Consider the following 17518-nt stretch of genomic DNA (forward strand, 5'->3'; position numbering starts at 1 on the left):
GCCATGAACGGGAAACTACTTTCAATAGTTATGCTGATCGGAATGGCCGTTCAGGCGGCGACGGAACGCCCGAATATTCTGTTCATCATCGCGGATGATGTATCGCAGGAGAGTATCAGTGCCTATGGCTGTTCCTACATCAAAACGCCCAACCTCGACCGGCTGGCCAAGGAGGGGGCGCGCTTTGAAAACGCGTATGCGAACAACCCCAAGTGCGCGCCTTCGCGGGCCATGCTGGTGACGGGGCGCTACAGTTGGCAGTTGGAGGAAGCCTGCAACCATTGGCCGCACTTTCCGGAAAAGTTTAAATTCTATCCGCACCTGCTGCGCGAAGCCGGCTACCACGTCGGCTACACCGGGAAAGGTTGGAGTCCCGGAACCTATGCCACGGCCGACAACCCCGCCGGCCCCGAATATAAAAGCAAGCGGCTGAAGCCGCCCTATAAGGGAATCGCCAATATCGACTATGCCGCCAACCTCAAGGTGTTCCTCGGCGAGCTGGATGGCGGGCACCCCTTTTGCTTTTGGCTCGGCACCAAGGAGGCGCATCGCGGCTTTGAAAAGGATTCGTGGAAAAAGGCCGGCCGCAAGCTGGAAGACGCGGTGGTTCCGCCGTACTGGCCGGACACGCCCTCCGTACGCGGCGACCTGCTCGACTACGCCAACGAGGTGGAGTGGATCGACGAGCAGGTGGGGCATGCGCTCGATGTGCTGGAAAAGAAAGGGCTGCTCGAAAATACCCTGATCGTATTCACCAGCGACCACGGCATGGCCTTTCCGCGCGTGAAGGGGCAGATCTTTGAGCACGGCATTCATGTTCCCTTCATTGTCTGGTGGAAGGGCGTCATCCAGCCCGGTCGCGTGGTCGAGGATTTCATCAACTTCCCCGATGTGGCGCCGACCTTTTTGGAGGTGGCCGGCGAAGCGCCGCATCCGCAGATGACCGGCAAGAGCTTCCTCGATGTGTTGCGATCCCCGAAGTCCGGGCTGGTCGATCCGTCGCGCACCTATGCCCTCGTCGGCAAGGAACGGCACGACACCGGCCGCGCGAGCGAAGAGGGCTCCGACCTCGGTTATCCCGTGCGGGGTATCCGTACCACGGACTACCTCTATGTCCGCAACTTCAAGCCCGACCGCTGGCCGGTCGGCAATCCGGAGTTCGGGCTGCGAAACTGCGATGGCAGCCCGACCAAGTCGGTGATCAATAAGCTTCAGCCCGATTCGGAGAACTACCGCTTCTATGAACTCAACTTTGGCAAGCGTCCGGAAGAGATGCTCTATGCCGTCGGAAAGGATCCCACCTGCGTGGAAAGCCTGGCGGGCAATCCCGAATATGCCGAACCCATGAAGAGACTCCGCGAAAAAATGGAAACCGGCCTCAAAGCGCAGCAGGATCCGCGTATGCTGGGGCAGGGTGATCTTTTCGATCGCTATCCCTACATGGGCAAACCGTTTGTTTACCCAGAATAGAACGAGACGGGGTGCTGGTTCCAGTCGCTCAGCCTGATGGACGGGGGCTGTGTGGGGCCGGTTCGGTTTCCAGCCAGGCCTTGGCCTCGGAATAATGCTCCGAGACAAAGACGTCAATGCCCCGGCTGCGCGCAATGGTTTCGCCAAAGCGATCCGGGTCTAGGATCGGCGGGGAGGCCGCCACGGACAGGTAGATTTCGTCAAGCAATCCGTTGGCTTGAGCCCTCAGGATTTTTTCGCAAACATAGTCCGTGTGCGTGAATCGTTCGAGGGTCGTGAATCCTCCCTCAAGGCGGCGGCAGTCGACCAGAAAATGGCTTGCGCGGTTTTGTATTGCGTGGTCGATCAATTTGTCTGCGCAGGCGTTGGCGCTGTCCAGCTCAAGCTCTCCCGTGCCGACCGCGCGTACCATGCCATCGTGCTCTTCGAAGGTGATTTCCATATCCGTTCAGGACTCCATTTCACTTATGCATTTTTATAGCCTTTCTGGAAAGGGGGTTGCAACCGCTTCATCCGCAATATTCAGGGTGGGTTCTATTTGCCGGGTTTGTAGTCCGGGTTGGGAAGGTGCGGCGGGGCGTTGACCGATTTGGTCCAGGCCTCGAGCTTCCTGTGCATTTGCGCGGCGCGTTCTGGATATTTCGAGGCGAGGTTGTGTTCTTCGCCGATGTCCTCTTTCAGGTTGAAGAGTTCCTCCTCCTCGTTTTCGAAAAAGGTGCAGAATTTCCAGTCGCCCTCGCGCATGGCCATGCCGGCGCGGCCGGCAAAGCTGTAGTTGGAGTGGAACCAGTAGAGGGTACGCTCCGGCAGTTTGGCTTCCGGGTCGGAAAGGGCGGCGGAAATATCGATGCCGTCGAGCGGATGGTTTTCCGGTAGCTTGAGGCCGACTTGCCTGAGCAGGGTGGGGTAGAGATCCTGGGTAATGATCGGCTCGTGGCTGAGCGTGGCGGCCGGGATGCGGCCGGGGAAGCGGAAGATATAGGGCACGCGGATTCCTCCTTCCACCAGGGCGCCCTTGCCGCCCTTGAGGATGCCATTGCTGGTGTTGGGCTCGTTCTTGCGCCACCAGTCGCCATCAGCCGTCAACGGTACGCCGCCGTTGTCGGAGGTGAACACCACCAAGGTGTTGTCGGCAATGCCCAGCTCGTCGAGTTTTTCCAGGATGCGTCCGACGGTGGTGTCGAGGCTTTCCACCATGGCGGCCAGTTTTTCGTCGTGGTGCATGTTGCCGCGCGGTTTGGTGGCATATTTATCTTCCAGCGCCGCCACGGTCTCGAACGGCGAGTGGACGAGCAGGTCGGGGAAGTAGAGGAAGAAGGGTTCCTTTTTGTCCACGCTGCGTTCCAGGAATTCGAGCGCGAGATCGCACATGTAGTCGGTCAGGTAGACCCCCGCAGGAATCTTTTCATCGGTATTCACACCACCGGGGATCAGTTGGGTGTTGAAATGCTTGTATTCGCGCTTGAGCTTGAATTCGTCGAAACCGAGGGCGGGGGGGAGGTGGTTGGGATCTTTCCACCATCCGAGGTGCCATTTTCCGAATACGCCGGTGCGGTAGCCTTGCGACTGGAACGATTCGGCCAGCGTGACGACCTCCTGGTCGAGGTAGCCTTGGTGGGGCGGTTGAAGCAGGCGGGTTTTAGGCGGCTTACCCTTTTCGATGTCCTTCCGCTGGCCGTCGGAAACCCGCAACACCTTATGGCGCGGTACGTCCCAGCCGGACATCAGACTGGCACGGGTCGGCGCGCAGATCGGGTCGGCTGCGTAGCCGTTGTCGAACCGCATGCCCTGGCTCGCCAGTTTGTCGATGTTCGGGCTTTCATAATAGTCGCTACCGAAGCATCCGAGCGAATTCCAGCCCAAGTCGTCGGCCAGAATCAAGACAACATTGGGGGGCTGCGCCGCGGCAATGGCTGCAATGCTGAGGCAGGTGCAAAATAGGATCACATTCATCCCATAGGTGGTGCTGACGGAGAGTAAAACCCCGTTTTTGTTAAGGTTTCTGATGTCCGATTCATTTAGTCAATTCCGATTTTTTGTTGAAGGTTAACCATGGTTCCGCGCTTTGTGCATATGGCTGTCCCACAGCTCTTAGACAAACCCCGGCAGATACGCCTGTTCCGGCGCACCCCGTATGCGGCCGGGCGGTTTGGCTGTCCCATAGGAATCCAGCAAGGCGGGCAGGTTCCACCGGCGCCAAAGCACCGCGCGCACAACAGTGAACTGCCGCTTGAAGCTGTGCTCCCATCCGTGCATGAACGCGAGGCAGCGCATCAGCAGGTGGACCAGCAGCCCCATCCAGATCTGCCAGCGCACGGCGTTGGCGCTGTAGCCCAGGAAGTCGGAGAGTTGGAGCGTCTGCTTGATCTCCTTGAAGAACACCTCGATGTCCCAGCGGCAACGGTAGAGTTCGGCGACCGTCCACGCGCTCCACTCCAGGTGATTGGTGATGAAGGCGATTTCGACATCCTTGCCGTTAATCTCGACCAGCGCCACGACCCGGCGCAACTCGCACGGATAGGCTTTCTTCGATGCTTCGACCACCATCTCGATGACCTCGTCGCGCAGGATGCGCTTGTGCCCGGTGGTTTCGAGGGTGCGCACCACCTTGTACTGCATGTTGTCCTTCGCCCGGCCAACCCACCAGACACCGCGCACCGTCAGCTCGAAAAGATGCTTGAACTTGTTGTAGGCCTTGTCGAACACGGCGATTTCACCGGGTTTGAGCTCGGCGCACAGGCTTTGGGTCATCGTGCTGTCATGGTGCTTCGCCGTGTCGATGATGGCGCACCGGGGCAGGAAGCTTTGCAGGTCGAGGCGCAGGTGGCACTTGGCCGCAGCCTTGCGGCGGCGATGCTTCGCCCAGTCCATGCAGTTGGCGACGAGCTGGATCGTGGTCGAGTCCAGCGCATGGATCGTCTTGCTGAAGCGCCGGAGGTATCCGCGCCGAACCTTGCCCTTCGCGAAGCCCGGGACTGTATCCATCAGATGCTTCATCATGCACCAGTAGAGCTCTTCGGCCATGTCCGCGTTGCGGATCTTGTTCGCGTGGCTCAGGTTGTTACGCGACGGAGGAACCGCGCCGCGGATGGTAGAGAGCGCCGCCGCGTTCATCTGGAGCGCGTCGCACACATCGTTGAGTCCGAGTGCATGGGAGAAGTGGGCGTACAGCAAAGAAACCACATGGCTCCACGGCGTGTACGTCCGGCTTTGAATGTCCACGCCATGCTTCTGCGCAAGGCTCGACACCATGTGTCCGGGAATCAGATTGCACAATTGTTTCAAGGTTGTATACCTATGTCCGGCTGGCTTGTGTTTATGTTGTTTTTTCATACCCTCCGAGTGGAGGATTTCAACGGCACATGCCAGCCTTTTTTTTCAATATCTATGGGATGACAATGAAATAGGATTAATAATTTTTTCATGGTTTTTCCTTCTGTTCGGCGTCGCCCACCTTTGGCTGCGGCAGGGCGTGATCCACCGGCAATTGCTTCGCTATTCAAAGGGGATTGGGGGTGAATTTTCAAGGAAATAAAATAAAACATAATATTTTAGTAGATAGTTCTCTGTAACGGCTATAAAAATGAGAGAAAATGGGGTTGACAAAATGGAAAATTCGAGCGCATAAATAAAACAGTATATTTAAAGGGCTGGGATGCAACCCGGCTGACCCCAAGCAGGAGAACCACCATGTTGAAACAAAGTGTAAAATGCATCATCTTGTCGATTGCCATGCTGGGCATCGCGCCCATGGCATCGTTTGCAAGCACCCTCCATTGGAACACGACCAAGGCCGCCGCCTTGGCGGAACTCCAGTCTTCGGGGAAAAAGCGCCTCTTCCTGATCATCGGGAATGCCAGCTGCTACAATTGCTACAATACGAGGGTCTATTATGCCGAGACCGCCACCGTGAAGCCGATTCTCGAAGAGCACTACGTGCTATGGTACCACGACGAGTGGAGCTATCCAAATACCTGGACTGCTCCTTTCTATTCGCAGATGAGACCGCCGGCAAGTTCGGCACTGCCGCATTCATGGGTGATTGATGCGAGCGATACCGACAACCTGATTGCCTTGGATGTTGCGGGCGGAACGCTATATCCGGGGGGGATTTTTGAGAACTTAATCACCCCCTGGATTCCAACCACACCGGATTTTTCGGAGTGGATCGGTGATTTCGGTCTACCTGCCGGTGAGCAGGGGGAGACGAATTGCCCTGCGGGGGACAGCATTCCGAACCTGTTGAAATATGCGTGCGGCCTTGTCCCGACCCACTATTGCGCGACGGCCGACCTTATGCCTTGCACCGTTTCCAACGGGGTGTTCGCGATCCAGTATTACAAGTCCAAGGATACGGTCGGCGTGCAGCTCGATCCGGTCTGGACATCGTCGCTTACCAACGGGACTTGGTCGACGGGCGGCCTTTCGGTGCAGCAACTGGCAGACGAAGGCGGGCGTGAAAAATGGAGCGCTTCGCTGCCTTCGGACGGCCAGGGCTTTATCCGCCTGAAAGCGGAGTAGTCGTGCACATAATTGAATTCAGGATGGGATAACCATGAAACTAAAAACACACGCGTGGAGACGGCACTGGCCGGTTGTCGGGTGCCTGTTGTTGGGCGGTTGCGCAAAGGTGCCGGTTCATCAGCAACGGTTGGCGGCAAAACCGAACATGACGTTTTCCGACTCGCAGGTTTTCAACTACGGCAATTCACTGCAGAGCCAGATCGAACCGGGATCGGCCACGCTAGGGGCATCAACATCAAGTGGGTGTACATCGTGCAAGTAGGAATGATCCGCTGTTTCCGTTTGCCGACCGTTTTCCTCGTTTCGGTGCTGTGGATTTCCGCCTTCGCCGACAGCGGTGGCTCCGTGGATTTGGACGATGTTCTTCAGGCCATGGAATCCGCTCCTGCGCAAGGAGCTTCGTCCCAAGCGGAAAAGCCGGCCAGCTTGGGTGGGAAAATGGACGGCCTGGATTTCAGCCTTACCCCGTTTGAGGGTGGCGATCCCGTTGCACTGGGCGACTTCGCCGGGGAAATCGTGGTGCTCGATTTTTTTGCGCATTGGTGCGAGCCGTGCCGCAAGGCCTCGCCGCAGATCGAGGAGGGCATCGCCGCCTACTATGCCGGGCAGGGCGGAAACCCCAGCGGGATACCGGTGCGGGTCTTGGCCATTAATGCCGATGATTCCGCCCCGGAGGCGACCGCCCGTTTTGTGGAGGAGACGGGGCTTGAATGGGTGCTGAACGATTCCGGCGGGAAGGTGTTCGAGCAATACGAAGGTGTTGGGCTGCCGTTGCTGGTCGTGTTGGACTTGGCTTCGGCGGAACCCGGCATCGTCTACCAAAGCACGGGGTTCAAAGGGCTGGAGCCCATGCATGCGGCCATCGATGCCGTGGGCGGAAGTCCGCTTGCCCCGGTGGAGGATGTGCACAGTGAGAAGGTTGGGCACACGCTATCCGTAGCGGGCTCGGCCTTGGTTTCCGATGATGTTTCCCTGGTCGATGCGTTGCTCGAATACAAGCTGCAACAGGGTGGCGGGTGGTTTAAGCTTAATGTCCTGGGCGGATACACCGACGTGGAGTTCCCGGGATTCCCTGCCCAGGAAGTTTCCCCGCTGGCTGTCGAGGCCAGTGAGCGCCGCGATCAACGGCTGGGAGTGCAGGGGACGGCGCGCTTCAACGTTGCCGAACCGTTGGCATTGACCATCGGCGGAGGCGGCTCATCCGGCTTCACGGACTATCGGGCGCTTTGGGTTGATGAGTTTTACCATCAGCTCGACCAGTCGCAAGTTGACTTTGTCGATGAGTTTCTTCCGTTCACAAACCGGACGGTCAACTACCTGGAACCGGAACCGTGGAACGCCAACGTCTCGGCGGATCTGCGCTGGGAATACCTGCCCACCTGCGGGTTCCTGACCGTGCTGGCCAACTATTCAGCCAGCGGCGGCATCCCGTCCTATCTGGAGGGCGATCTATTGGATGGGCTTGAGGTGGAGGAGAAGAACTACTACACCCGCGGAGTGGGGCTTTCGCTGGAAAACATCCTCACCCGGCGGCTGCGCTCGCTGCTGGATGTCCAGGTGCAGAAGACGACCGACCGCGAAGTACGCACCCTTTTCAAGGGCTCGTTCAACTATGCCTTGCTCGATCATTTGGTATGCCGGACGGAATTCTCGTATGTGCACGAAGACCCCGGTTTTGACGCGTGGTCGGCGGGTGCCGTTTTGGAGAAGGATTGGAACGATACCTGGTTTGTGAGCGTGGGGGCGCGCTATTACGAGGATACCGGCGAGATTCTCGACACAGTGCCCGAAAGCGCCGCGCCGCCCGCCGTGCGCACCTATCAGGGGGCGGTGGCCTTGCGCTGGCAGGGTGCCCATAATGCATTGAAGGTCTCCGTGGGGCCTTATTACAGCCACTATCTGGAACCGGCGTCGGATCCCATCCGCTTCAGTGAATTGTACAAGGACAGGGACTGGGTCTACGGCAACCTTTCCTACGTACATACGTTTTAGTGGATGCCACCGGCAACGATCTTTTTCCGGAACATCGGAATAAAGGGACATTGATTTCCTAATCCCTTGGAACCCGCCATGCGGTCTTGTGTTGGGTCGCCTTGGGCGGATAGTCTGCAAGCAGGAGGAAAGGCACGCTGCGTTTCATGGAATGAAACGCTGTTCGTGCTAAGAGTGCAGCGTGCAAAAAAAAACGAGGTGCCCGATAGCGATGCATAATGAATACAATACCCGGCAGACGCTGATCCAGCGGATACAGGCAAACCACGATGAGCGGTCGTGGGACGAATTCGTGCGCATCTACCGCCCGTACATCTATGCCATTATCCGCAACATGAACGTCTCCGCGGACGATGTCGACGACCTCGTCCAGCAGGTATGCCTCAAGGTGTGGAAGAACATTGCCGGCATGGAGCTGACGGCCACCCACCGCTTCCGCAGCTGGCTCAGTTCGGTGACGATCAACTGCACGCGGGACTATTTCCGCAAATCCGCCCGCGATGCCGCGCGCGTTGAAAAAGCGGCCGATGAGGAATCGCTCAATTACCTGAGATCGGTCGATGAGCCGGAGATTGGGCGGATCGCCCAGCGGGAATGGGAAATCCATTTGACGAACCTGGCCCTGGAAAACATCGAACCCCTCTTCATCCCGCAAACCATCGAGGTGTTCATGCTAAGCCTCGAAGGGATGAGTGTGAAGGACATCGCTGAAAAAACCAGGCTTTCGTTGAACGCGGTGTATTACCAGAAAAACCGGTTCAAGCGGCGCTTGGTGCAGGAGATTGCCCACCTGCGCGACGAGCTGGAATGAACGACATTCCTTGTTCGATATTCTTCATTCTTCGCCCTCTTCCTCGATGACTTCAATCCCCTTGGAGCGGATTCTGTTCAGCAGGGCTTGGGGGTATTCCCCGCGCCCGACGATGAGCCGTTCGAGGCCGAGGTTGCCTAGGGTCCAGGGTAGCTTATCCTGCGGTTCGAGCGCGACGCCGACCATACGCAATTCCCGAATATCAATCTTCCTGAGTTCACGCGCGAGGGAGAGGGGGGTGTGGCTGATGTCGAGGGCGTGGAGGTTGAGGGGGGCTAGGACGTTCTGCCGGTAAATCAGGGGAATGGTGACGAGGTAGGCGCTGTAGGGGCTGTGGGAAAGGTCGAGGTGCCAGCCTTCGGGGCGTTTGGTGAGCTTGAGTTCCGGGATGTTCTCCAACGAGAGTTCGTTCAGCCAGAAAAGCATTACGGCAACCAGCTTGGTATGTTCGCTGGGGTTGATCTCCGGGATGCGCCGGGTGTAGTGGTAGTAGAGGAACAGGCAAAAGTCGCGGTTGATCGCTTCGGTGTGGGTCATGAGCTCGGCCAGATCCCCATCCGGCAGCAGGTCATGATCGTTGGTTTTGAATTCCGCATATTGCCTGCAAAGCTCCAGCATGGCGGCATTCCTGGTGTCCAGCTTGGGTGCTTGCTCCAAGGCATCCCTTGCGGCATTGAATTGCTGAAGCATGAAGTGCATGCGGGCTTTTTCGAGCAGGATGGCTGTCCGGTTGGCCGGGTCGAGGTTCTTGTTTTCCAGGAGTCGCTCCGCCACGGGAATCATGTTTCTTGCGGTGACATAGCTGCGGACCCCTTGTGCGTGGTAGGAGAGGGTTGCGAGTTCCTCCCCGACCTTCAGCGACTTTTCCTGCTCCTCCTTGTATAAGGCGAAGTTCTGTTCGCCGATCTCTTTTTCGTGGCGGATGACGGAGAGGTTGATGCCCATGGCCAACGCAAAAACCGATAGCAGGGCGATGAGCCAAAGCGAAAGTTCCTTGTGGCGCTGGGTGAGCAGCATCAGGCGGGTGTGGAGGCCGGCGCGCTCCACCCGGGTGGGGAACCCGGCCAGGAAGCGGTTGATGTCGGCCTGCAGCTCCTGGACGGTGGCGTAGCGGCCGGCGGGCTCGGTGGCCAGGGCTTTCGTGGCCACGGCGCAGAGGCTCCGGTTCGGAGGCCGGGCGGGGTGCCGTTTCGCCGGGGGGACGATCCGGCCCGCGCGGGTGTTTTCCAGCACCTCGTTGGTATGGGCGCCCTCCACCGGGAGTTTGTGCGTTAGGAGGGTGTAGAGGATGGCGCCAAGGGCGTAGATGTCGGTTTGCGTTGTTTTCTCCCCGCCGGAAACCTGTTCGGGCGCCATGAAGCCGGGCGTTCCTTTCATGATGCCCGAAAGGGTCATGTCGTTCAGGATTTCCCCGTCCAGGCCGTTCAGTTCCTGTGGTGCCGCCGTTGGGGGCCTGTCCAGCCCCACATGCGCCAGCCCCCAGTCGCAGAGGAACACCTCGCCGAATTGCCCGACGCGGATGTTGTCGGGCTTGATGTCCAGGTGCAGCACGTTGCAGGAATGGGCATAGGCCACGGCATCGCAAACCTTGTTGTAGATGCCCAAAAGGGTGCCCAGCGGGTAGCGCTTTTCATAGGTTTTGTCGCCTTCCGCCAGTTTGTCAATGATGTCCTTCAGGCTGTCGCCCGGCACCAGCTCCATGGTGAAGAAGGGCGTACCCGCCTCATCGATGCCCATGTTGTATATCGGCACGATGTTGGGGTGCGTCAGGTTGGCGGTCAATTGCGCTTCGCGCAGGAACTGCTCCAGGTCGTCCGGTGTTTCGGTCTTGATGGGGTGGGCCATGGCGACACAGCGCTTCAACCGCTCGTCGAAGGTCCGCACGATGCTTTTTTCGCCGCCCGAGGCGATCGGGTCGAGTTTCCGGTAGCGCGCATCGGTGCTTTTCAGCGAATGCAGGATGGGGGTCGTCCATTCCAGTTCCTCGGCGGACGGCTTGTCCGGGTCGGCTCCATAGAATTGCCTCAAGAGTTTTTTTCTCCGCTCGGGGCGCTTTTTTCCGTTGTCCGGGCTGTCTTTCATGTTCAGCCCATTCCATAGCAAAAAAGCCGTTTAACAACGAAATAAAACGATTAAATATATTTATTTAAATGGGGCGGTGGATTCCCTGAGCCCGGAATAATGAATTTTTTTTAAAATACCACTGAAAGCGGCGTTTATAGTTATAAGGCGATGGGGTTGCCATGCCTTGGAGATAAAATGGTATATTTAGGTGGTCAATCTGCGAGCAACAACAAAAACAAAGGAGTCGAGATGAAAACAGGGAAATACACCGCATACGCGGCAATCGGCGCGCTGACGCTGGCATCCGCCCATGGCGCGGACCTTTCAGATGGCGGCGCTTCCACGCCTCCGGCGGCATTTGCCATTGCGCAGAACACTTCGGAGTTGGGAAGCCTCGGCACTCGCGGGGTCGAGTGGAAAAGCAGTACGGTTCATTCAACCAGCGGGGAGAGTTTTACCGCCGCAAAAACCGCGACGGCGGGCAGTATTTCGCTGTTCTTAACCTCCTCCGAAAATTTTACCGGTTATGATGCCGACTCGATCGCCCTCCAGGTGTTCGAAGGGGATCATGCCACCCGGAGCACCAATGCAATTGGAACATTTACATATGATCCGACCATCCTGGGCGATGGCGTGGGAAGCACATGGATCGAGTTTGGCCTCGGCTCCGGGATTGCCATGACCTCCAACAGCGTCTACAGCTTCCTGTTATGCTTCACGGGCGAAAACTCAAACCATACGTATTTCTTTAGGCGCAATAAAAACTCGGCCGGCTATGCCGATGGCGAGGAGCTGCGGGGCGCCAATGCGTATGACAACGACAACTGGGACACGGATCCGTGGGATGACTATGCTCCGATCGGATCCAGCATTACTGCGCCCGGTGGAGACCTCTGGTTTTCCGTCAACGAGCTGATCTCCGAAAACATACCCCCGGTCGCGGACGACATCGGCAAGACGACGATCCAGACCGACGCGGTGGCCATCACGCTGACGGGTTCCGACGTCAACGGCGACCTGCTGACCTTCACCGTTCAGGATTCACCGACCGACGGCACACTGAGCGGCACATCCCCCGATCTCACCTACACGGCAACGAACGGCTTTGCCGGTGTGGACTCGTTTACCTACTATGCCCACGATGGAACAACCACCAGCGAGCTGGCCACGGTAACCATCATGGTACTGGCCGGTTCCGGCATCATGTCCAATGTTGAAACCAACGTTCCGGCGGGACTCATTGGTGGGGACGACGCAACCACCCGCTCGCGGGAATTTATCCGTTCCGACTCCCAGACCTTTGTCGTCGGACAGTCCTTCACGCTTCCCGGAACCACAAACGTGACCGAAATCTACCTGAAGTCGGCTAGCGGCGAGGACTTCGGCGCTTTTGCGGGCAGTGTGGAAATCAAGGTTTTTTCCGGGGTTGGCGCTTCCGCTGTGTGGGAGCACACCTCCGTTTTCAATGGGGCGGCCAACGACCAGGGCGCCGGAGACGAAGTTTCCAATAATGACTGGGTCAAGTTCACGCTTCAGGATGGCGGTGTAACCCTGCCATCCGGTGAAAACAGTTTCCTCGTCCATTGGTCTGAAAAAGGCGAGGGCAACAAATGGGGGATCCGGCGTAGCGATACCGGCATCTATGGCGGCGGCAACCAGTATGAAGTCGTACTGCAGTCGGGCGATGCCTATCCCCAGTGGGACTCCGACCCGTGGAGCGGGATTGTTGCAGACAACGACGACGACCTGTGCTTCTACGTTTTCCTCGGTGAGCCACCGGCTCTTTCGCCCGAGGAACTTTACCAGGGCTGGGCAGGCTTGAACGGCGGCGACACCGACATGACGGTGGACACCGACCTCGATGGCATGGACGACCTGCTCGAATACGCCCTCGGCGGAAACCCGACCACCAACGATGCGGCCGCCATCCTGCCAGTAATCGCAGCGGACAGCGGTTCGTTCCTCTATATCTACAGCCGTCGTGAGGACTATCTGGATCGCGGCCTGACCTACAGCGTCCTGTCCTCGGCCGACCTCGTATTCGAGCCCATCACCAACGCCACAACCTTTGTCGGAGTATCGGCGCCCGCGAACGGATTCGAGTCGGTCACCAACCGTGTCTCAACCGCCGCGCAGGCCGCGCAGTTCCTCAACCTCGAGGTCGAACTGAGCAACTAGGGATTGGTGAAATCATTTGATTCGGTGCCCCGCAATCCGGGGCACCGGTAAATCGAAAACAAAGGAGAAACAAATGAAGAAGAGAACGCTTATCGCCTTGGCTTCCGTCGCCGCATTCGCAGCGCAGGCCGGGATTATGACAAATGTCGGATCAACGGCACCGACCGGCTACACGGTGGGTTCCGGGGATACCAGCACAACCCGTTCGCGTGAAGTGATCCGCACGGATACCCAGCAGTTTGTGATTGGCCAGTCCTTTTCGCTGGGTGCGCTCGGAGCCGGCGATGATTACAAACTGACCGACCTCTATATGAAGTCGGGAAGCGCTGAGGATTGGGATATCTATTCAGGCAACCTGCAGATCCGGATTTTTTCCGGAACCAGTGGTGCCGCCCTCGGCTCCTTCTCGTTCGACGTATCTGCCCAGGGCGATGGAACGGCCGCCAACGATGTTACGGCCAACGAGTGGGTCAAGTTCACGCTGGATAGCGGGCTCGTGGTGGCGGATGACGCCTCATACAGCTTCCTGATGACGTTTGACTCCTCTTCGGGCGCCAACAACGACCACAAATGGGGTTTCCGGCGCGACAGTACGGGCGTTTACGCCGGCGGTAACCAGTTCGAGGGGCGCAACAATGCTTCCTATAACATTGCCGACTGGGATACCGGCGGTGGAACCGAGTGGAACAATGTGAGCTCAATTGCTAACGACGACTTCCTGTTTGCGGTCGATGCCACCGTGATTCCGGAGCCGGCCACGCTCGGTTTGGTTGCGGCGTTCGGTGGTGCGGTTCTGTTCATCCGCCGTCGGCTATGCATGTAGGGGTTGCCTGTTTTTTTTAGGGAAAGTCGGGATGCGGCGTCCGTTGCCGCGTCCCTTGTTATGTCTAAGGGAAATCTATGAAGAAGTGGTGTGTATGGTTTGGTTTGTTGGGCGTGGCGTTTGCCGCCTGGGCGGTGGAGTGCACGATCGATTGTGAAAAGGACGGGGATCATGTTTCGGTTTCCTTGGCCTGGAACGAATCGCCTACCATGGGCTACACGCTGAAGGGTCGGCCAAGCCTTGCGTTGGGGGACTGGCTCGACCTGACCGCCCAAATCGTGGATGCCGGGCAGTTCCAGACCAACCTTCCCGGTTTGCAATATTTCTTCCGGGTCGACGATTATCTGCTTTCCGCGCCATCGGACGGTATGATGATGGTTGTTTCGGGAACCAATAGCGGAACGGATCCCGACTTCGGTGCCTATGCCCTTTCGGTGGATCGGTTCTGGATCGATTCAACCGAGATCACCAAGGAAAAGTGGGACGTCGTTGCGCAGTGGGGGGCTGATCATGGATATAAGATTTCCACGGCCGATGGCACGTCCAAGACCAATGGGCACCCGGTGGTGCAGATCACCTATGTCGAAAGCATTCTCTACTGCAATGCCCGTAGCGAGATGGAAGGACTAACGCCTTGCTATACGGATGGCGGCGGGGCTGTTTTCCGGACGTATAACTACATCGACCCCTTCACGGTTGCATGTGATTCCGGAGCCAACGGCTACCGTCTGCCCACGAACGACGAATGGGAATATGCCGCCCGCGCAGGATTGTCCGGCAAGCGCTTCCCGTGGGGCAACACCATCTCCCATGCCAAGGCCAACTATTATGCATGGCACAACAATCCGTTATACCCCTACGACCTGACTGTGACGGGCGATGCAGGACACCACCGTTCGTATTGGTTTAACGGCGATGTCTCGCCCTTCACTGCGCCTGTTGGGGATCTTCCGGCCAATGCCTGGGGCCTGTACAACATGGCCGGAAACGTGGCGGAGTTCACCAATACGGATGGGGCGTTCACCAAAACTTCGACCGCCATCATTCGGGGCGGATCCTACTTCTCGAATCCGGACAAGGTTCGTTGCGGCGATGCATCGGTGACCGCGGGCTGGCTGACGTCCAGCGAACAGTATGGCTTCCGCACGGTGGTCGGCGCCGACTAGGCCCTTCCCCGAAGGGCAGGAACAACATGTTGTTCCTTAGCGAACATGTTGTCCGGCGTAGCGCGGATATCCGATCCGCGTTTCCTGGGCAGCGGGAACTCGCATCGGATATGCGAGCTACGGCTTGGCATCGGCTGCCGAAGGCCTTTTGTTCCGGGCGCAGCCCTGGAAAAAACCTAGGCCCTTCCATTCCCGCTTCTTGCCATCTTGCGTTTGAAAACAAACCATCCTCAGCCTGCTTTGCGATTAGGGTTTCGGCAGTTCAATGGTCAGCTCGACGGTTTTCTTTTTCGGCGGCATGCAGACCCCGGCATCGGTGCAGAGCTGGTAGCCGGCCGTGATGGAAACCATGCGGGGGGTGTAGTCGAATTCCGGCAGTACGGTGATGCCCTTTTTCAGGACAACGATGCCGTGATATTCGGTGCTGCCGTCGGCATCCTTCCTGCCTTCGGGATAGACGGTTTCGCCGAATTCCAACCCTTGGATATCCGAAACTTTGATCGTCATGAAGTTGAAGGAATCGCTGGCGGTGGCGTGGTGCCCTTCGGGGATGTTGTAGATGACCTGCAATTCCTTGCCGACCACCCGTGCAGACACCATCGGGAGCTTGGAATGTTCAAGGCTTTCATCTACTGCCTTATGTGCGGAAAGGGGCGAATGCGCCAACGCGAGCGCACCGAACAAGGCAAGGATCTGTCGTTTGGTTTTCATGTTTCTCTTTCCTAATCTGTTTTATGCAGACTCAGGCCGAGGCGCTGTTCAACGGAGGCCTTGTATTTTTCCGGGGGCGGGGGTGTGCCCGCCATGTTCTGCTTGAGAAATTGTACCAGTCGGTTTTGCAGCGCCTGTGCGGTTTCGGGCTGCTGTTCGATCAGGTTGGTGGTTTCGCCGATATCCTGGTTGAGGTTGTAAAGCTCATCCTCGTCACCGTTGAAGAACATGAGATATTTCATGCCGCTTTTTTCGTCGTAGATGGCGGCGTTGGCGCGTTGCCCCCACTTTTCGCGGGTGTCGGGGAAATACCAGACATATTCGCGCGGCGGCAGTTGCTTGCCGGCAAAGACAGGCAGCAGGGAGCGGCTGTCGGTTTCGGGGGGCGTCTGCCCGGTGGCTTCCATAACGGTGTTGAAGACATCGCCGATGTAGATCGAACGGTTGTATTCGCCGCCGGGCTGGATGCGCCCGTTCCAGGCCATGAACGCCGGGACGCGCACGCCCGCTTCGTAGGTGGAGTTCTTTCCGCCGTTGAGCGGGGCGCAGGGCACGTCGTCGGTGGTGGAGCCGTTGTCGGAAAAGAAGATGAACAGGGTGTTGTCGTATTCGCCGATGGCCTTGAGCTTTTCGAGGATGCGCCCGACGTTGGTATCGACGGTTTCGAGCATGGCGGCATATTTGGCGTTGGTTTCGCTGGTGACCAAATCCTTGCCGGTCTTCGGATCGTGGCGCACGGTTCGTTCGAGACCCATCGCCTTGATCTTCCGTTCATACTTTTGGATCAGCTCCTTCTTGGCTTCCTTCTTGTTGTGGACGGAATAGAGCCAGTAGTTAAGGTAGAACGGCTGTCCGGGATTGCGGCCGTCGATCAGCTTGAGCGCTTCGTCGGTGAGGCGGTCGGTCAGCTGCTCGCCTTCCTTTCCACCCTCGTTGAGCATCGGTACGCTGTTGCGGTTGTGCGCTTTCCCGTTCCACAGGTATGGCCAGAAATAGGAACCGGGGCCCCACGCCGACCATCCGCCGATGTTGGCGTCGAACCCTAGATTCGTCGGGAGGGATTTGAGTTTTTCGTTTCCGATGTGCCACTTGCCGACGTGCCAGTTCTGGTAGCCGGCCTCCTTCAGGTATTGCGGCAGGATCTTCTGCCCTTGCGGGAGGTAGTGCATGTGGTTCCACATCTGCATTTTCATCGGGTGCAGGCCGGTCAGGGCGGTGGCGCGCGCCGGGGAACAGATGGCGGTGGAGGTGTAGGCCTGCGGGAAGCGAATGCCCTCCGCGCAGAGGCGGTCGATGTTCGGCGTTTCGTAGAGCTTGGCGCCGAAGCAGCCAAGGTCTTTCCAGCCCATGTCGTCGATCAAAATGAAAACCACGTTGGGCTTCTTCTTTTTTGCCGCGTAGCCGTTGCCGGCTGCGGCAGCGATTCCCAATGTCTGGATAAATCCTCTTCGCTTCATTTCTATTGTTCCTTTCCGGCATTTAATAAAAACGCAGTATCCGTATGGGCCAGAACCTTTGGAGGGGCAGGCGCTGTCTGCCTGGGCGCACAGCGTGCGCCCCTCCATTCGAGGTGGCTATAGTTTTGTTTAACCGCTTTAAAATATTCTCCAACGGGATTCAGGGTTTCTGCGTAAAAATGGATGGCAGAAAAATTGTTACTTTTTGAGGCGGAACCGGTGGTGGTGAGAGCGTGGCAGAGGGCCATGGTGCTGTTGCTTTCTGCATACGTCCTTGGCCGATCCAGCCGATCAAGGTGTTTTTTTATGTCCGGTTTCATCA

15 protein-coding genes are annotated in these 17518 nt (G+C 57.7%); 8 read left to right on the top strand and 7 right to left on the bottom strand.

All coding sequences use genetic code 11. From position 1 onward, the window contains the following. Positions 1-3 precede the first annotated feature (3 nt). A complete protein-coding gene (locus E9954_RS19535; RefSeq protein WP_136080959.1) occupies positions 4-1470 on the top strand; it encodes a sulfatase family protein in 1467 nt (488 codons plus the stop codon). 28 nt (positions 1471-1498) lie between these two features. On the opposite strand, the gene E9954_RS19540 is transcribed toward E9954_RS19535, so the two are convergent. The 3 genes from E9954_RS19540 to E9954_RS19550 form a co-directional block, all read right to left on the bottom strand. Beyond that, a complete protein-coding gene (locus tag E9954_RS19540) occupies positions 1499-1912 on the bottom strand; it encodes a hypothetical protein (RefSeq protein ID WP_136080960.1) in 414 nt (137 codons plus the stop codon). Between the two features lie 92 nt (positions 1913-2004). Continuing rightward, positions 2005-3417, bottom strand: a complete 1413-nt coding sequence (locus tag E9954_RS19545; protein WP_168442420.1) for a sulfatase — start codon at positions 3415-3417, stop codon at positions 2005-2007. Between the two features lie 144 nt (positions 3418-3561). After that, the gene (locus tag E9954_RS19550; protein WP_136077916.1) at positions 3562-4803 is read right to left on the bottom strand and encodes an IS4 family transposase; all 1242 of its coding nucleotides are present in this window, start codon (positions 4801-4803) and stop codon (positions 3562-3564) included. A 357-nt stretch (positions 4804-5160) separates the two neighbouring features. On the opposite strand from E9954_RS19550, the gene E9954_RS19555 reads away from it, so the two are divergent. The 4 genes from E9954_RS19555 (at position 5161) to E9954_RS19570 (ending at position 8797) form a co-directional block, all read left to right on the top strand. Continuing rightward, positions 5161-5991: a hypothetical protein gene (locus tag E9954_RS19555; protein ID WP_136080962.1), complete on the top strand. Its 831-nt coding sequence runs from the start codon at positions 5161-5163 to the stop codon at positions 5989-5991. A gap of 34 nt (positions 5992-6025) precedes the next feature. Then, entirely contained in the window at positions 6026-6256 is a 231-nt protein-coding gene (locus E9954_RS19560; RefSeq protein WP_136080963.1) for a hypothetical protein, read from the top strand. A 2-nt stretch (positions 6257-6258) separates the two neighbouring features. Continuing rightward, positions 6259-7986: a TlpA disulfide reductase family protein gene (locus tag E9954_RS19565; protein ID WP_168442421.1), complete on the top strand. Its 1728-nt coding sequence runs from the start codon at positions 6259-6261 to the stop codon at positions 7984-7986. Between the two features lie 211 nt (positions 7987-8197). Continuing rightward, positions 8198-8797 (top strand): RNA polymerase sigma factor, encoded by a 600-nt coding sequence (locus tag E9954_RS19570; protein ID WP_136080965.1) that lies wholly within the window; start codon positions 8198-8200, stop codon positions 8795-8797. Positions 8798-8821: 24 nt separating this feature from the next. Here the strand turns inward: E9954_RS19570 and E9954_RS19575 are convergent, their stop codons facing one another. Beyond that, positions 8822-10879, bottom strand: a complete 2058-nt coding sequence (locus E9954_RS19575; protein ID WP_136080966.1) for a serine/threonine protein kinase — start codon at positions 10877-10879, stop codon at positions 8822-8824. 231 nt (positions 10880-11110) lie between these two features. On the opposite strand from E9954_RS19575, the gene E9954_RS19580 reads away from it, so the two are divergent. The 3 genes from E9954_RS19580 to E9954_RS19590 all read left to right on the top strand — a co-directional run bounded on the left by E9954_RS19580 (position 11111) and on the right by E9954_RS19590 (position 15028). Then, on the top strand, positions 11111-13039 hold the full coding sequence (locus E9954_RS19580) for an Ig-like domain-containing protein (RefSeq protein ID WP_136080967.1): 1929 nt from the start codon (positions 11111-11113) through the stop codon (positions 13037-13039). Positions 13040-13112: 73 nt separating this feature from the next. Next, the gene (locus E9954_RS19585) at positions 13113-13862 is read left to right on the top strand and encodes a PEP-CTERM sorting domain-containing protein (RefSeq protein ID WP_136080968.1); all 750 of its coding nucleotides are present in this window, start codon (positions 13113-13115) and stop codon (positions 13860-13862) included. 77 nt (positions 13863-13939) lie between these two features. Beyond that, positions 13940-15028, top strand: a complete 1089-nt coding sequence (locus tag E9954_RS19590; protein WP_136080969.1) for a formylglycine-generating enzyme family protein — start codon at positions 13940-13942, stop codon at positions 15026-15028. Positions 15029-15274: 246 nt separating this feature from the next. Here the strand turns inward: E9954_RS19590 and E9954_RS19595 are convergent, their stop codons facing one another. From E9954_RS19595 to E9954_RS32660, 3 genes are read right to left on the bottom strand one after another with little or no spacing between them, the layout of a single operon-like run. After that, complete coding sequence (locus E9954_RS19595) at positions 15275-15739, bottom strand: protein-disulfide reductase DsbD domain-containing protein (protein WP_136080970.1); 465 nt, start codon at positions 15737-15739, stop codon at positions 15275-15277. Positions 15740-15750: 11 nt separating this feature from the next. Continuing rightward, positions 15751-17196: a sulfatase-like hydrolase/transferase gene (locus E9954_RS19600; protein WP_168442422.1), complete on the bottom strand. Its 1446-nt coding sequence runs from the start codon at positions 17194-17196 to the stop codon at positions 15751-15753. Positions 17197-17198: 2 nt separating this feature from the next. Continuing rightward, the gene (locus tag E9954_RS32660) at positions 17199-17516 is read right to left on the bottom strand and encodes a hypothetical protein (RefSeq protein WP_168442423.1); all 318 of its coding nucleotides are present in this window, start codon (positions 17514-17516) and stop codon (positions 17199-17201) included. Between the last annotated feature and the right edge of the window lie 2 nt (positions 17517-17518).

The sequence above is a fragment of the Pontiella desulfatans genome, assembly GCF_900890425.1.
Classification (GTDB): Bacteria; Verrucomicrobiota; Kiritimatiellia; order Kiritimatiellales; family Pontiellaceae; genus Pontiella; species Pontiella desulfatans.

Excerpts from the sequence above, each read along its gene's own strand:
- E9954_RS19535 (WP_136080959.1), top strand. The coding sequence starts at position 4 with ATGAACGGGAAACTACTTTCAATAGTTATGCTGATCGGAATGGCCGTT.
- E9954_RS19540 (WP_136080960.1), bottom strand. The coding sequence starts at position 1,912 with ATGGAAATCACCTTCGAAGAGCACGATGGCATGGTACGCGCGGTCGGC.
- E9954_RS19550 (WP_136077916.1), bottom strand. The coding sequence starts at position 4,803 with ATGAAAAAACAACATAAACACAAGCCAGCCGGACATAGGTATACAACC.
- E9954_RS19555 (WP_136080962.1), top strand. The coding sequence starts at position 5,161 with ATGTTGAAACAAAGTGTAAAATGCATCATCTTGTCGATTGCCATGCTG.
- E9954_RS19560 (WP_136080963.1), top strand. The coding sequence starts at position 6,026 with ATGAAACTAAAAACACACGCGTGGAGACGGCACTGGCCGGTTGTCGGG.
- E9954_RS19565 (WP_168442421.1), top strand. The coding sequence starts at position 6,259 with ATGATCCGCTGTTTCCGTTTGCCGACCGTTTTCCTCGTTTCGGTGCTG.
- E9954_RS19570 (WP_136080965.1), top strand. The coding sequence starts at position 8,198 with ATGCATAATGAATACAATACCCGGCAGACGCTGATCCAGCGGATACAG.
- E9954_RS19575 (WP_136080966.1), bottom strand. The coding sequence starts at position 10,879 with ATGAAAGACAGCCCGGACAACGGAAAAAAGCGCCCCGAGCGGAGAAAA.
- E9954_RS19580 (WP_136080967.1), top strand. The coding sequence starts at position 11,111 with ATGAAAACAGGGAAATACACCGCATACGCGGCAATCGGCGCGCTGACG.
- E9954_RS19585 (WP_136080968.1), top strand. The coding sequence starts at position 13,113 with ATGAAGAAGAGAACGCTTATCGCCTTGGCTTCCGTCGCCGCATTCGCA.
- E9954_RS19590 (WP_136080969.1), top strand. The coding sequence starts at position 13,940 with ATGAAGAAGTGGTGTGTATGGTTTGGTTTGTTGGGCGTGGCGTTTGCC.
- E9954_RS19595 (WP_136080970.1), bottom strand. The coding sequence starts at position 15,739 with ATGAAAACCAAACGACAGATCCTTGCCTTGTTCGGTGCGCTCGCGTTG.
- E9954_RS19600 (WP_168442422.1), bottom strand. The coding sequence starts at position 17,196 with ATGAAGCGAAGAGGATTTATCCAGACATTGGGAATCGCTGCCGCAGCC.
- E9954_RS32660 (WP_168442423.1), bottom strand. The coding sequence starts at position 17,516 with ATGAAACCGGACATAAAAAAACACCTTGATCGGCTGGATCGGCCAAGG.